This is a genomic window from Alkalibacillus aidingensis (assembly GCF_014595945.1).
GTDB lineage: Bacteria > Bacillota > Bacilli > Bacillales > Alkalibacillaceae > Alkalibacillus > Alkalibacillus aidingensis.
The window spans coordinates 638,707-652,827 of sequence record NZ_JABXWU010000001.1; the positions used below are offsets into that span (position 1 = coordinate 638,707).

The 14,121-nt window shown below is 36.8% G+C and carries 12 protein-coding genes and 1 riboswitch; of the genes, 4 read left to right on the top strand and 8 right to left on the bottom strand.

Annotated features, from left to right (window positions below; all coding sequences use genetic code 11):
* Positions 1-20: 20 nt before the first annotated feature.
* Genes HWQ49_RS03305 through HWQ49_RS03315 form a run of 3 tightly spaced genes read right to left on the bottom strand, consistent with a single transcriptional unit; the run spans position 21 to position 2,055 of the window.
* Positions 21-1,082 carry a M24 family metallopeptidase gene (locus HWQ49_RS03305; protein ID WP_188206136.1) on the bottom strand — a complete coding sequence of 354 codons (1,062 nt, stop codon included), beginning with the start codon at positions 1,080-1,082 and terminating at the stop codon, positions 21-23.
* Complete coding sequence (aroQ, locus tag HWQ49_RS03310) at positions 1,069-1,530, bottom strand: type II 3-dehydroquinate dehydratase (RefSeq protein ID WP_188206137.1); 462 nt, start codon at positions 1,528-1,530, stop codon at positions 1,069-1,071. Before aroQ ends, HWQ49_RS03305 begins: the two co-directional genes overlap by 14 nt.
* Before the next feature lie 48 nt (positions 1,531-1,578).
* Positions 1,579-2,055, bottom strand: coding sequence for a YqhR family membrane protein (locus tag HWQ49_RS03315; RefSeq protein WP_188206138.1), 477 nt, complete (start codon positions 2,053-2,055; stop codon positions 1,579-1,581).
* Positions 2,056-2,241: 186 nt separating this feature from the next.
* Here HWQ49_RS03315 and HWQ49_RS03320 point away from each other — a divergent pair, with 186 nt between their 5' ends.
* Positions 2,242-2,586: an SA1362 family protein gene (locus HWQ49_RS03320; protein ID WP_188206139.1), complete on the top strand. Its 345-nt coding sequence runs from the start codon at positions 2,242-2,244 to the stop codon at positions 2,584-2,586.
* 43 nt (positions 2,587-2,629) lie between these two features.
* Here the strand turns inward: HWQ49_RS03320 and HWQ49_RS03325 are convergent, their stop codons facing one another.
* A complete protein-coding gene (locus HWQ49_RS03325) occupies positions 2,630-3,541 on the bottom strand; it encodes a patatin-like phospholipase family protein (protein ID WP_188206140.1) in 912 nt (303 codons plus the stop codon).
* Between the two features lie 110 nt (positions 3,542-3,651).
* Positions 3,652-6,210: a vitamin B12-dependent ribonucleotide reductase gene (locus HWQ49_RS03330; RefSeq protein WP_188206141.1), complete on the bottom strand. Its 2,559-nt coding sequence runs from the start codon at positions 6,208-6,210 to the stop codon at positions 3,652-3,654.
* Between the two features lie 512 nt (positions 6,211-6,722).
* Between HWQ49_RS03330 and HWQ49_RS03335 the strand changes: the two genes are divergently transcribed.
* Positions 6,723-7,115, top strand: coding sequence for a rhodanese-like domain-containing protein (locus HWQ49_RS03335; protein WP_188206142.1), 393 nt, complete (start codon positions 6,723-6,725; stop codon positions 7,113-7,115).
* Between the two features lie 146 nt (positions 7,116-7,261).
* On the opposite strand, the gene gcvPB is transcribed toward HWQ49_RS03335, so the two are convergent.
* Genes gcvPB through gcvT form a run of 3 tightly spaced genes read right to left on the bottom strand, consistent with a single transcriptional unit; the run spans position 7,262 to position 11,190 of the window.
* On the bottom strand, positions 7,262-8,728 hold the full coding sequence (gcvPB, locus tag HWQ49_RS03340) for an aminomethyl-transferring glycine dehydrogenase subunit GcvPB (RefSeq protein WP_188206143.1): 1,467 nt from the start codon (positions 8,726-8,728) through the stop codon (positions 7,262-7,264).
* Positions 8,721-10,070, bottom strand: a complete 1,350-nt coding sequence (gene gcvPA / locus HWQ49_RS03345) for an aminomethyl-transferring glycine dehydrogenase subunit GcvPA (protein WP_188206144.1) — start codon at positions 10,068-10,070, stop codon at positions 8,721-8,723. Before gcvPA ends, gcvPB begins: the two co-directional genes overlap by 8 nt.
* Positions 10,071-10,086: 16 nt before the next feature.
* Complete coding sequence (gcvT, locus tag HWQ49_RS03350; RefSeq protein ID WP_188206523.1) at positions 10,087-11,190, bottom strand: glycine cleavage system aminomethyltransferase GcvT; 1,104 nt, start codon at positions 11,188-11,190, stop codon at positions 10,087-10,089.
* Positions 11,191-11,334: 144 nt separating this feature from the next.
* Positions 11,335-11,425, bottom strand: a riboswitch (glycine riboswitch).
* Between the two features lie 204 nt (positions 11,426-11,629).
* On the opposite strand from gcvT, the gene HWQ49_RS03355 reads away from it, so the two are divergent.
* Together HWQ49_RS03355 and HWQ49_RS03360 are read left to right on the top strand one after the other, a co-directional pair.
* The gene (locus HWQ49_RS03355; protein WP_188206145.1) at positions 11,630-13,231 is read left to right on the top strand and encodes a DEAD/DEAH box helicase; all 1,602 of its coding nucleotides are present in this window, start codon (positions 11,630-11,632) and stop codon (positions 13,229-13,231) included.
* On the top strand, positions 13,218-14,021 hold the full coding sequence (locus HWQ49_RS03360; RefSeq protein WP_188206146.1) for a YqhG family protein: 804 nt from the start codon (positions 13,218-13,220) through the stop codon (positions 14,019-14,021). The genes HWQ49_RS03355 and HWQ49_RS03360 overlap by 14 nt, the downstream gene beginning before the upstream one ends.
* The last annotated feature ends 100 nt before the right edge of the window (positions 14,022-14,121 follow it).

Sequence of the window (14,121 nt, forward strand, 5' to 3'; positions counted from 1 at the left end):
AAAGCCTCCTCTATGTTTCCTTACAGCGTAATTAATTCTTTTGTAGAATGTGTTAATCGTTTGTTTCCATTTTCTGTAATGACCGTATCATCCTCAATACGACAGCCTCCAACATCTGGCACATAAATTCCTGGCTCTACTGTAACAACCATGCCTGGTTTTAAGACGGTGTCACTTTTGACTGAAAGTGATGGGCCTTCATGCACATCCATGCCTAAGCCGTGACCAGTTGAGTGTCCAAAATAATCACCATAACCTTTTTCTTTAATATAATCACGTGTTAAGGCATCTGCCTCTTTACCCGTGATACCTGGCTTAATTCCTTCCATACCACGAATCTGTGCTTGTAGAACCGTATTATAGATTTCTTTAAGTTGGTCACTAATCTCACCAACCGCAAAGGTTCTCGTCATATCTGAGCAATACCCTTTATAGAGTGCACCGAAGTCTAATGTCACTAGTTCACCTGATTCGATCGTTTTCTCAGAAGCGACACCGTGTGGTAATGCTGCACGATACCCAGAAGCAACAATGATGTCAAATGATGAAGAGACAGCCCCTTGTTTTCTCATAAAGAACTCAAGTTCATTGGAAACTTCAATCTCTTTTACACCTGGTTTAATAACGGTTTGAATATAGTCAAATGCTGCATCAGCAATCTCAGCAGCTTCTTTTAAAATGTTAATCTCATGTTCTGTTTTAAACAAGCGTAATTGCTCAACAAGTCCATCTACTGGGATGAACTCACTTGTTAATACATTTTGATAAGCTTCAAACACCTGATAAGTGACATGGTTTTTTTCGAAGCCTAAACGATTAACGCCCAAGTTTTTTACTTGTTCAGCAACTTCTTCATGGATCGGTCCACGGTGCTCTACCAAATCAAAGCCTGTCACCTGTTCTCTCGCTTGGACTGTATAACGAAAATCAGTTATAAAAACAGCTTGTTCAAGCGTAATTAATACAACTCCCGCCGTTCCTGTGAATCCGGTCATATAACGACGATTTTGACCGTTGGTAATTAACATACCATCGATATCTTTTTCTTGCATCTTTTGACGTAAACGACTAATTTTCTCCATCTTCTCTCTCCCTTTCATTTAGCTTTTCGATTAATGCATAGACTCCTATTTTATAACTTAATGGACCAAACCCAACAACTAGCCCAGCTGCAGCTGGTGAGATATAGGAATGATTTCGGAACGACTCCCGATTATGTATGTTGGAAATATGAGTTTCAATCACTGGCACCTTTATAGCTTCAATTGCATCACGAATAGCTATGCTTGTATGTGTATAGGCACCAGGATTGAAGACTACTCCCAGATAAGTTTCATTCGCTTTGTGTAACCAATCAATCAATTCCCCCTCATGATTGGATTGGTGTGTATCGAGTTCAAAGCCCATGGTAGCTACAAGTTCAACTAGTTCTTCCTCAATATTCTGTAATGACTTTGTTCCATAAGTATCTGTTTTTCTATTTCCTAATAAATTTAAGTTAGGACCATTTAATAATAAGAGTTTACGCATATATTTGTCTCCCTTTATTGCCTTTCAGATATCAGTTTATCATAGTATTTAGCTATTTTGTGAGATTTTTTGCTCAATTCGCTCACCATGATACTCATAAGATATAGTATATCCTACAAAAACTCCATACAAGATAAACTGACAAACGGTTGTTACAATTGTATCACTATCCATTGAATATAGGCTAGGGACATATTCAAATAATGGGTTTAAGAGTATAAACGGGATCGCCCACAAGACCATTCCATATAACAGACCTGGAGTTACTCCATTCGACCTTTTCAATACTAAATAATAAATTAAAGCTGGAATCACCCCGATGAAACCTAAAACCATTAAACTAATTAGTTCTGCTAGGATCCCAGTCGTCCATTCACCATCAAAGATCGAACGAATAATAAATGTTGCATGAGATACTTCAGAGAAATTTAAATAATAAGCGATTGTTCCTAATGCGCCAAAAATGATCGCTCCAATGAATCCAGTCACTAAACTTTTTAAAATTAACGTTAATTTTTGTTCCATTACTCTTTACACCCCTTTTGTTTTTATCTTGTACGAACAGTTTAATTTCATGCGATCGTGTAGCAAATAAAATTCTTAGCTTAAATAGTGATGAAATGTATAAACAAACGCTTACGTGGTATAATGGAACCAAATCAAAAAATTGGTAACGGTAAAAACGTTTGCTATTCTGGAAAGGGGTTCGTTATGCCAAGAAGCAAGAATGCAATCATCATATACATTGTTGGTTCTCTAGCTTTAATTGGAATATTTGGGCAATTATTTAATAGTCCAATCGAATTCATTCAAGGTATTCTTATGATGCTTGGCTTCACAGCTCTAATTGGTGCAGCTGTCTACTACTTTTTAATATACCGTGGTCGATCACCTAAGTCAGGCTATCATCAAGCTGTTAAACAATCTAAACAGAAGTATGGAACCACAAATCACCATATGGGATATCAATCACAAGTGAGAAAACCATCTAAATTATCAAAACGGAATCATGTTCAAAAAAGTCATTTAAAAGTAATTAGAGGAAATAAAAAATAAAAAAATTAATAACCCCACATGACCTCGATCATGTGGGGTTACTTCACTCAAGATAACCTCTTTTTTTAAGAAAGGCTTTGGCCTTACTTCGACCTAGATTTAGTAAGTAGTTCTTTTCATCCTCATCAAGATGAAAGTCAGTTGCATTCACCTGATCAATAGGAATAAAAATGATATTCTTTGCATCCTCATTGGAGATATAACGAGCATCGTGTGCCCTAATTAATGTTTGAAATAACCCATCCAACATATTTAAAGCGTTATCGATTGTTCGAGCCGGTATTGCTTTATCTATATAAGCATCACTCGAACTTAACTTCACACCTAAAACTGGTCTTTCTGATGACTGATTTTCTTCCGGCTTAAATATCCAGTACGGGAAATTACTTAATACACCACCATCAACTAAGACACTTCTATAGCGCGATTTAGTCGGTAAGATTACCGGTTGAAAAAAATAGGGGATACTCACACTAATTCTTACTGCACGTGCAACAGGAAATGTTGTAGGGTCAATACCATAGTAGTTATGTAAATCATTAGGAAAAACAGTAATTCTTCCATTGGTTAGGTCGGTCCCAATTATATGTAACTGATCTTCTTCTATATCAGCGAATGTATGGATACCCTTTTTCCATAAAAGTTCTGTTAACCATTCCTCTAACTTGTCACCTCTATAAATACCCATTCGAAAATAAATATTTAGCCATTTCAAAAATGGCACCTTTTTAAACCATGGGGATTCATCCAATAACTCTTTAGGGTGTAAATCTTGAAAAATATGTTCCAGCTCATTAGCTGTATAACCTGCAGTCACCAAAGCAGCTACTAGAGCACCTGCTGAAGTGCCTGCGAGTCGTTTAAATTCGATTTGATTTTCTTCTAGTACCTCTAAAGCTCCCAAATAGGCAAAAGCTTTTACTCCACCACCAGAAAATACACCATCCACATACACGTAAGAGCACCTCTTTAAGATGAATTGACTATTCATTTTATGTATTGAAATGCAGAAATATGAAAAAAGAGTTTGACCTCAAAGAGATCAAACTCCTAATTTTAAATGATTTATAGCCCACACTTCAACTGCGCTCCACAATTGGTACATGTATTACAACCACCGACATCTTCAATATGGCCTTTCCGACATACTGGACAAGTATCACCGACTTCAGATCCAATTGTTACATTCGTTTTATCAAGTTCCTGTACGGTGTCCATTAAAACTACTTTTTGCTCTTCTTCCTCAAAAAGCTCCGTTTGTTCTGAGAAGTCGTTCTCTTCTGCTTTTAAAGATAATACTTGTGTGTCACGGCTGCCGTCTACATATACAGTACCACCTTTGGCACCGCCTTTATAAAGACGACGATAAACCTGCTCTACTTGATCGACTCGGTACCCCTTTGGAGCGTTAACGGTCTTAGAGATCGAGCTGTCAACCCAGCGTTGAATCACACACTGCGTATCAGCATGTGCTTCAGGTGATAAACTCATTGCCGTCACAAACCAATTTGGCAAGGTATCTTGTTCAGCTTCAGGGTGACGTTGATAGTATTCTTCAACAATATCAGCTTTCACCTCTATAAACTTGCCTAAGCGACCACTTCTATAATAAGTGAAAGAAAAGTATGGTTCTAAACCGGTTGATACACCGACCATTGTTCCTGTAGAACCAGTTGGTGCAACGGTTAATAAGTGTGAATTTCGAATACCATATTTCAAGATATCTTCTCGTATATCTTCTGGCATTTTTTTCATATAACCTGTATTAATAAAATTTTCACGTAGATGTTGTGTTTCTTCTTCAGTATCACCGATTAAGAAAGGAAAACTCCCTTTCTCCTTCGCAAGTTCAATTGAAGCACGATAAGCAGTCGTTGCAATGGTCGCAAAAATTTGATCAACTAACTCATTACCTTCCTCAGAGCCATACTCTGTCTCACAATAGATTAATAGATCGTGTAAGCCCATTACACCTAGACCAATACGTCTCTCTCCTAATGCTTGCTTTCGATTCTCATCTAAAAAGTAAGGTGTAGAATCAATGACGTTATCTTGCATCCTTACTCCTGTTTCAACGGTGAGCTTTAATTTTTCAAAGTCTGGCTTCTTCTCGTCCTTATCAGCAATTGCCGCAAGATTAACTGCAGCTAAGTTACAAACAGAGTAAGGAGCAAGTGGTTGCTCTCCACATGGATTAGTAGCCACGACTTTCTGGCCATAAGCTGAAGCATTTGTTTCTTTATTGGCATTATCAATAAAGAAAATCCCAGGTTCTGCAGAATAAGTGGCACAAATATTAATTAAATTCCATAATTCTTTAGCTTTGATTTTTTGATAGGTTTTAATCGCGAGACCTTTTTGCTCCCATTCACGGACATCTCCTACCTCACTCCAGTAGCTATTATAAAACTCCATTTCTTCATCCGTATAGTTCTCTACATCTGGAAAACGAAGCTCGTACCAATCATCGTTCTCGACTGCTTTCATGAATTCATCAGTGATACAAACAGAAATATTAGCACCCGTTAGAAACTCTGGATTGTGAACACTATATGTACCACCATCACGCAATTTCATTTCCGCTTCTCTAATATTCTCCTCTGTAAACCCACCATGGCCTTCAATATGTTTATAATTGACAATACCTTGATACATTTGAATTTCAGTGTTTGATAGTGGTGTGAACTTTAATTTATCCTTTGCTAACTGACGAACCGTTTCATCTTCAATATTTTCAATCAGATAACGTAGAATTCTTGGGTTTTGCATTTTTGAAATAATAAATTCAATAACATCAGGGTGCCAATCGTTAAGCATAATCATTTGTGCACCACGTCTTGAACCACCTTGCTCGACCAAGTGCGTTAATTTCGCAATATCATCCAACCAAGAAACTGAACCAGACGATTTTCCGTTTACCCCTCTAGCTAAAGCATTTCGTGGTCTTAAAGTTGATCCATTGGTACCAACACCACCACCACGTGACATAATCTCCATAACTTGCTTACGGTGATCACTAATTCCTTCTCTTGAATCTTTAACAAAAGGCATCACATAGCAGTTAAAATATGTCACATCTGTGTTAGAACCTGCACCATAAAGAACACGACCGGCTGGGATGAAGTTTAGTGACGATAACTCATCATAGAATCGTTGAAACCATTCTTGCCTTTTTTCTTCTGAGGTCTCAACCTCTGCCAGTCCAGTTGCATTTCTTAAAGCAATTTGCTCATAATAAACTTCTAATGGCTTATCAATCACACTTAAAGATCGTTCAATGATTCCTGTTTCTTGTTCAGCCTCTGTTTCTAGTAAATTAGCATAATCGCTTTCAACTCTTACTAGTGCTTTATTGTTCTCGACATCTAAATCAACAATAAAACCTGTACCTCTTGCTGGAAACTTCGGGTCCTCTTTTATAGTTAGAACAACAAAGTCTCCTGCCTTTAACGTTTTCTTCTCCGTATCCTTAAATGCATATCGATCTAACATGACCAATCTCGACACACCTTTATGTGTTGTGGTCATGTCATCTGTAATCGGATGTACGTGAGGAAATAGCTTGATGTCTTCATTCAATAAGTCAACATCCAATTTTAAGTCTTTTTCTACTACACCTTGCATTGTGTTTCCTCCTCCACGTCATGTAATATAAAATTGTTAGTCTCAATCGAGTAAATGATTAATCTACCATTACACTAACAAAGGATGAAAAATAAATCAATATATAGTGTTTCGTTTTTAATTAAATAACAATATATTGTGTTCGGCACATATTTCTACAAAAAAGTCAACACGGTAAAAGGACTCATTTTCTATCCAATTTCACCTAAATGGTTAGGGGGTTGTGACAAAAAAACGATGATATTGTAACATAGAATTTTAACAGGTTTAGAAAGGGTGATAACCATGTTAGAATGGTTTATTATATTTATCTTATTAGTTTTAGCTTGGCAACTATTTAACAAGACCGATCAGAAGACTATTTAAAAAAAGAGTAACATAATCCTGTCTTCTGACAATAAGGAAAATATATTGTAACATAGATTTAGAACAAGCCAATAGAAAAAAACTTTGAAAGTATTAGAAATCCTTCATATAATAGGAATAGACATAGAAGAAAGAGAGGAAGCGTGATGGGAACGTTATTAGTTATCTTAGTAGTTATAGCTTTACTCATTTTATTTGGGGTCTTTAGGAACCTTCGTATTCAAAAGCATTTAAAAACGCTTACAGAAGAACAGTTCAAACAAGGCTACCGGAAAGCGCAATTAATTGATGTACGCGAGCCACGTGAATTTGAGAGAGGTCACATTCTTGGTGCAAGAAACATTCCGTTATCACAATTAAAACAGCGTTTAGGTGAAATACGAAAAGACCAAGCTGTATATCTATACTGTCAGCGAGGTTCTAGGTCAACAAAAGCTGCTAATATTTTGCGTAAAAAAGGATATCAAGACTTAAACCAATTAAAAGGTGGCTTCAGTAAGTGGACAGGCAAGATCAAAGTTAAACAAAAGGGATACTAAGGAATAATTATTTTAACTAAATCTAAACTGTGTAAGTAGAAAAGAAATGAGCTCTACTTACCCGTTTAGATTTTTATTTTGCTCAAAAAAAGGAGATTCTGGTTTCCCAGGATCTCCTTCAACCTCTTATTATTTGATTTATCAATTTAAGATTCTTTATAGTACCTTAAAACTGGCTTTCTTGCTGCAGTTGTTTCATCCATTCGACTAACGACGGTATTATGAGGTGCTTCCTGAACAATCTCAGGGTCCTCTTTAGCTTCGTTCGATATTTGAATCATTGCATCAATAAATTCATCGAGAGTCTCTTTTGACTCTGTTTCTGTAGGTTCTACCATCAATGCTTCTTCTACATTTAGTGGGAAGTAGATTGTTGGTGGATGATAACCAAAATCAAGTAAGCGTTTCGCCATATCTAGCGTGCGAACACCTAGTTTCTTTTGTTTTTTACCTGATAAAACAAATTCGTGTTTACAATGCTGATTAAATGGCAACTCAAACTCTTCTTCTAAACGACGCATCATGTAATTGGCATTTAAAACCGCGTTTTCACTTACTTGTTTTAAGCCGTCTGGTCCCATAGATCGAATGTAGGTATAAGCACGCACGTTAATACCAAAGTTTCCAAAGTAAGGCTTAATTCGTCCAATTGACTGTGGTCGGTCATAATCAAGGAAATAGCTTTCATCATTTTTAGCGATTAATGGTTTTGGTAGATATGGTGCTAACTCTTTTGTCACACCAACTGGTCCTGAACCAGGTCCACCTCCACCATGTGGTCCCGTAAAGGTTTTGTGTAAGTTTAAGTGAACGACATCAAAACCCATATCTCCTGGACGAGTATAACCCATAATGGCATTTAAATTGGCACCATCATAGTACAGCTTTCCACCTGCATCGTGAACAATTGTGGCCATTTCTAATATATGTTCTTCAAATAGTCCTAAGGTGTTTGGGTTTGTTAACATTAAAGCAGCTGTATTTTCATTAACCACACGTTTAAGATCTTCGAGGTCGACTAAACCATTTTCATCTGATTTAACGGTAACTGCCTCAAAACCTGCTACTGTAGCTGATGCAGGGTTAGTTCCGTGAGCTGAGTCTGGTACGATGACTTCTGTTCGGTGGTCATCTCCATTTGCCTCATGGAATGCACGAATCATCATTAGCCCAGTCCACTCACCTTGAGCACCTGCTGCTGATTGTAAGGTGACAGAGTCCATTCCCGTAATTTCACTTAGTGATGTTTGTAAGTCATACATTAATGCTAACGCACCCTGAATTGAACTCTCTTCTTGGTAAGGATGAATCATACTAAACCCTGGAATTCTGGCAATATCCTCATTGATTTTTGGATTATATTTCATCGTACATGAACCTAAAGGATAAAACCCAGAATCAACACCATGGTTCCTTGTTGATAAAGCTGTATAGTGGCGCATAATTTGAAGTTCACTAACCTCAGGTAAATCAGGTGCTTCTTGACGGACATATTCTTGGTCAAATTCAACATCCAGATCTAAATCCTCTACGTCCAACTCCGGTAAACTGTACCCTTTTCGTCCTTCTTGACTCAATTCAAAAATGACTGGAAAATCTTGCTCATTAGCCATTGATCTCACCAACTTCCTTAATAAATTGATCGATCTCATCTTTCGATCTAACCTCTGTCACAGCCACTAGCATGTGATTAGTTAGATTTTGATCAATCCGACCTAAATCGTAACCACCAATAAAGCCACGTTGTAATAGTTTTTCATTTATATTTGAAACAGGTTGGTCTACCTTAACGATAAATTCATTGAAGAATGGCCCGTTAGTAAGCACTTCAAAGCCAGCTGCCTCAAAAGCTTTTTTAGCATAACGTGCTTTCTTCATGTTCAGGACTGCCATCTCACGAATCCCTTGTTTTCCTAAAGCCGTCATCGCAACAGACGAAGCTAGAGCATTGAGAGCTTGGTTTGAACAAATATTTGACGTCGCTTTGTCACGACGAATATGCTGTTCACGAGCTTGTAATGTTAATACAAAACCTCTACGGCCCTCTTCGTCTACAGTCTGACCAACTAAACGTCCTGGAACTTTACGCATTAACTTTTTCGTCGTTGCAAAGTAACCACAATGTGGTCCACCAAATTGAGCTGGAATACCAAACACTTGAGTATCACCAACAACAATATCAGCACCAAATTCTCCTGGAGGTGTTAAATATCCTAGTGCTAGTGGATTACTAGAGACAATCATCATCGTTTTCTTTTGGTCAGCTAATAAGCTTTCAACCTCTTTAAGTGGCTCAACTTGACCGAAGAAATTCGGATATTGGATCACGACACTGGCTGTTTCATCGTCTAATTCATTCCTTAACTGATTCAAGTCAGTTAGCCCATCATGATGGTCAATTTCAACAATCTCTAAATTAAAACCTTTAGCATAAGTATAGATAACTTCCATGGATTCAGGGTGAATCGCCTTAGAAACTAAAACTTTCTTTTTCTTAGTTTGACCAGCACTTAAGTTCACAGCTTCTGCTAGAGCAGTCCCACCATCGTACATTGATGAGTTTGCCACTTCCATTCCTGTCATTTCACAAATCATTGTTTGGAATTCAAAGATCGCTTGTAGTTCACCTTGAGAAATCTCAGGCTGATATGGTGTGTAGGCTGTGTAAAACTCTGATCTCGAAATCACATGATCGACTATTGATGGGATGTAGTGGTGATAAACCCCAGCACCTAAAAATGAAGTATGTGATTGTAAATGACTATTTTGGCCTGCTAATTCTGTTAATTCTTTAGTCAATTCGTATTCTGACTTCGCCGGCTTAATATTAAGGTCACCTTTAAACCTAACTGCTTCAGGAATGTCGCTAAACAATTCGTCTGTAGAAGCTACACCAATAGTATCTAGCATCGCTTGTTTGTCTGTTGTTGTCATTGGAATATAACGATGTTGCATAAAACCTCACCCCTCTTTATGATCTTTTATAAAATGGTGTTGGAACAACTTTCGCTGACAAAGTTCTCTTCCTAACTTGAACAGCTAAAGACTCACCTTCCTTAGCTAAATCACTTTCTACTAAAGCCAAGCCAACATTCTTCCCTAACGTTGGTGATTGCGTTCCTGATGTAACAAAACCAACCACTTGATCGTTTTTAAGGACCTCATACCCATGTCTTGGTATCCCTTTATCTAACATTTCAATTCCTACAAGTTTTCGGGAAGGACCTTGCTCCTTTTGTTCTTTAAGTACTTCCTTACCGATAAAATCAGATTCCTTTTTTACTTTTACTGCAAAACCGATCCCCGCTTCGATTGGTGTAATATCTTTAGATAGTTCCTGCCCATAAAGTGCTAGGTTTGCTTCAAAGCGTAAGGTATCACGCGCGCCTAGACCAATCGGTTGAACACCCTCACTTTCACCTGCATCAAGAATGGCTCTCCATAAAGAGCGACCTGAATCCTTATTGATATAGATTTCAAAACCATCTTCACCTGTATAACCTGTTCTAGAAACAAGTGCACCGTGCTCAATACCATATAAATTCACGTGATCCTTAAAACGGAAAAACTTAATTTCACTTAAGTCTTCATCAGTCAACTTTTGCAGAATTTGCTCTGCCTTTGGCCCCTGTAACGCCAATTGAACAATTTCCGAACTAATATTTTCTAAAACAACATCTCCTTCAACGTGCTGATTCAACCAATTAAAATCTTTTTCTGTATTGGCCGCATTAACGACTAATAGATAATCTTGCTCTTGAAGTTTATAAATCAGGAAATCATCAACGGTTCCACCATCTGGATAGCACATGGCTGTGTATTGTGCTTGATTAATTTTCAACTTACTAACATCGTTTGTTACCATCTTCTGTAAGAATGCCTCACTACCTGAACCTTTGACAGTAATTTCGCCCATGTGTGATACATCGAATAATCCAGCTCTTTCCCTTGTTGCTTGATGTTCATCCTTAATACTAGAAAATTGTACAGGTAGGTCCCACCCACCAAAGTCAATCGTCTTAGCTCCATGTACTTCATACTCGGAATACAATGGTGTTCTTTTAACTTCTGCCATAACATAACCTCCATTTTTAAGCATTAAAAAAGAGAATACCAAATAAACATTCGGAATTCTCTCTGTCCTGACACCTGAAAGTTTTGCAATATGTATTGCTTTCATCGTTGGTGGTTCATTACTCATGAACTCTCTCCAGAGGTGCGTCATACAAGAGTCTTTTTGCCTGAGAGATTCATACTTTCGTATTTGCTCCGTCGGCGCCACTTAATGTGAACTCTCCCCTTGTAATCATTCGCATCATAATATTTATTTTTTAGGACATAATAAATTTTTGAAAGTCTTAACAACCTTACACTAATATGACTTAGAATCTTTCTAATTTAAAAGATTAATTGTTCAAAAAGTATGAATAAATCCACTTGTCATTATAGCATATGAAACGTAAATGTGTAAGTATTGTCATTTAATTGAGCTAAATAAGTTAGGGGAATGTATTATGGAATTGAACATTCAGACTAATCATGTTAATAACGCCGTTGATGAAATGAAAGATTCACCGAGTGGTGATTGGGATACATTTAAAAAAGCTTACCAACTCAATCAATTATCCATGACTAACAGAAATGAAATTACATCTTTAAAATATTTACCAAACCTTGAGTTAATGCCCCACCAGCAAGAAGCAGTTGAGAAAGTATTATTCCATATGCATGGACGTGCCATTTTAGCTGATGAAGTAGGGTTGGGTAAGACAATTGAAGCAGGGGTAATCTTAAAGGAACTTATGACTAAAGGTCTTGTCCAAAAGGTTCTTATTTTAGTTCCATCATCGCTCATCCAACAGTGGGTTGGTGAAATGAACCAGACCTTCTTCATACCAGCAAGAGCGAAACATCGCTCTTATCCATGGGAAGCTTACGATATTGTCATTTCATCAATTGATTTAGCCAAAAAAGAACCCCATGCATCACAAATCATCGAACAAGAATATGATTTACTTATTGTTGACGAAGCACATCGCCTTAAAAATGCTAACACTAAAAATTATCAGTTTGTTAAGCAAATTAAATCAACCTATTGCTTATTATTAACTGCAACACCAATTCAGAATAAAATTGATGAAATCTATCACTTAATGCAAATTGTTCGTCCAGGTTTGTTAGGTGACAAGAAGATCTTTAAAGAACAAGTAAAAGAAAGTAACTATGATGCAGTTCAAACTTTAATTAAACAATCGATGGTAAGAACCAAGAAAAGCGATGTTCTGGATGAGTGGGCGACAAGAGACATCTCAACCATAAAAGTTGATTTTAATGAAGAAGAAAAAGAAGTTTATCATGACCTTGAAGGCATCAACACATCCCATTCATTAACTAATTTAACTTTAAAAAGAGAATTTTGTTCTAGTCGAGAAGCATGCTATCTTTCCATGCAAAAACAAGAGAATATTAATAATGAAGAGTTAATGAACAAGATTGAGCAGCTTCCTCATCACTCAAAAGCATTAAGAACGATTGAGTTGATCCAGGAATTAGATGAAAAAGTGATTATATTTACTGAATATAAATCAACTCAACTATACTTACAATGGTTATGTCAGCAGAATGGAATTAGTGCTGTCCCTTATAATGGAGACTTTAGAAAAAGTAAAAAACAATGGATGCTACAACTATTTAAAAACAATGCTAAAGTATTAATTGCAACAGATGCAGGTGCAGAAGGCCTTAACCTGCAATTCTGCCGAACAATGATTCACTACGATCTACCTTGGAACCCTATGAAATTAGAGCAACGAATTGGAAGAATTCATCGCTTTGGTCAAAAAGAAGATGTCAACATCTACTATGTCGTATTAAAGAATACTATCGATGAAAAAATACTACATCTCTTATACGATAAACTATCCGTATTTAAAGGGGTTATTGGTGAGATTGATCAGATCTTAAGTAACTTCGGTATCGATAATTTTGAAGACGAAGTAAGCGAGATTCTCGATGAATCACGGTCTGAACGTGAAGCAGCAATAAAGATAGATAACTTAGTATCCATCATTCAAAGTAACCAACCTGAGGAGGAACTAAGAGATGAATCAAGCTGAGATACACGGATTTCTTTATGACTTCTTTACCAAACGACAAGCAGATATACTTCACAATGAAGATGGTTTGCTAAAAGTTAAATTGACTAAAGAACTAGACCAGAAGCTTATGAATCGCCCATTCTACTGGCAGTATATCCAGGCTATGGGGAAAGAAGGTGAACCGTTATCAGTGACTTTTCAATCAAAAGAAAACACTTCAGAGGAAGGTGAATGGGTCCACTTCGGTTCACCAAGACTACAACAAATATTTGATATCATTAAAGAAGAAGGAAAATATACGACCCTATATGAACAGTTGGAAGAGAAAACAAATAGGACACCACTTTATCCTTGGTTTGTGTGTAATTTACAGGTGAAATATCGTGGGTGGTATGTTCATGATGAATTGGTCAGTCTCGGCATATTATTGACAAATGGAACCATGCGATTCAACTGGATGGAAGAAAATATGCATGAGGAGTATTCAGAAACGATTCCAGATTATGCTTACACAATACCTTTAATTATCTCACCGCAGCGGGCCATGGAACAAATTACCTATGAACTTTCAAAACGGATCAAAGAGGACTCACAAAATTTCTATGATCAATCAGTTGCCTTATATGAGAAAGAAATACAGATGTTAGATGATTTAACTGATCTGAACGATGAAGAGAGTCAAAATTTTTATGAGCAAAATAAAGAACAGATCTACGAGCGACTTTATCCTAAGGTTGAATTAAATTGGGTCAATGGTGGCATTTTTTATCTTTCAAAAGATAAAACGAATCAGTTAACATCAATATAATTTTTTATTAGATTTTTTTCAGTCTAAGGAAAACAGAGTTTTCTTTCTATTTTCATAAAACTTCTCTTTTAAACACAAAATAATTTACTTAACCACCATT

What these genes read in the sequence shown, in the direction of transcription:
- HWQ49_RS03335 (WP_188206142.1), top strand. Translation starts at nt 6,723, where the DNA reads ATGGGAACGTTATTAGTTATCTTAGTAGTTATAGCTTTACTCATTTTA.
- aroQ (WP_188206137.1), bottom strand. Translation starts at nt 1,530, where the DNA reads ATGCGTAAACTCTTATTATTAAATGGTCCTAACTTAAATTTATTAGGA.
- HWQ49_RS03355 (WP_188206145.1), top strand. Translation starts at nt 11,630, where the DNA reads ATGGAATTGAACATTCAGACTAATCATGTTAATAACGCCGTTGATGAA.
- HWQ49_RS03360 (WP_188206146.1), top strand. Translation starts at nt 13,218, where the DNA reads ATGAATCAAGCTGAGATACACGGATTTCTTTATGACTTCTTTACCAAA.
- HWQ49_RS03320 (WP_188206139.1), top strand. Translation starts at nt 2,242, where the DNA reads ATGCCAAGAAGCAAGAATGCAATCATCATATACATTGTTGGTTCTCTA.
- HWQ49_RS03315 (WP_188206138.1), bottom strand. Translation starts at nt 2,055, where the DNA reads ATGGAACAAAAATTAACGTTAATTTTAAAAAGTTTAGTGACTGGATTC.
- gcvPA (WP_188206144.1), bottom strand. Translation starts at nt 10,070, where the DNA reads ATGCAACATCGTTATATTCCAATGACAACAACAGACAAACAAGCGATG.
- HWQ49_RS03330 (WP_188206141.1), bottom strand. Translation starts at nt 6,210, where the DNA reads ATGCAAGGTGTAGTAGAAAAAGACTTAAAATTGGATGTTGACTTATTG.
- HWQ49_RS03305 (WP_188206136.1), bottom strand. Translation starts at nt 1,082, where the DNA reads ATGGAGAAAATTAGTCGTTTACGTCAAAAGATGCAAGAAAAAGATATC.
- gcvPB (WP_188206143.1), bottom strand. Translation starts at nt 8,728, where the DNA reads ATGGCTAATGAGCAAGATTTTCCAGTCATTTTTGAATTGAGTCAAGAA.
- gcvT (WP_188206523.1), bottom strand. Translation starts at nt 11,190, where the DNA reads ATGGCAGAAGTTAAAAGAACACCATTGTATTCCGAGTATGAAGTACAT.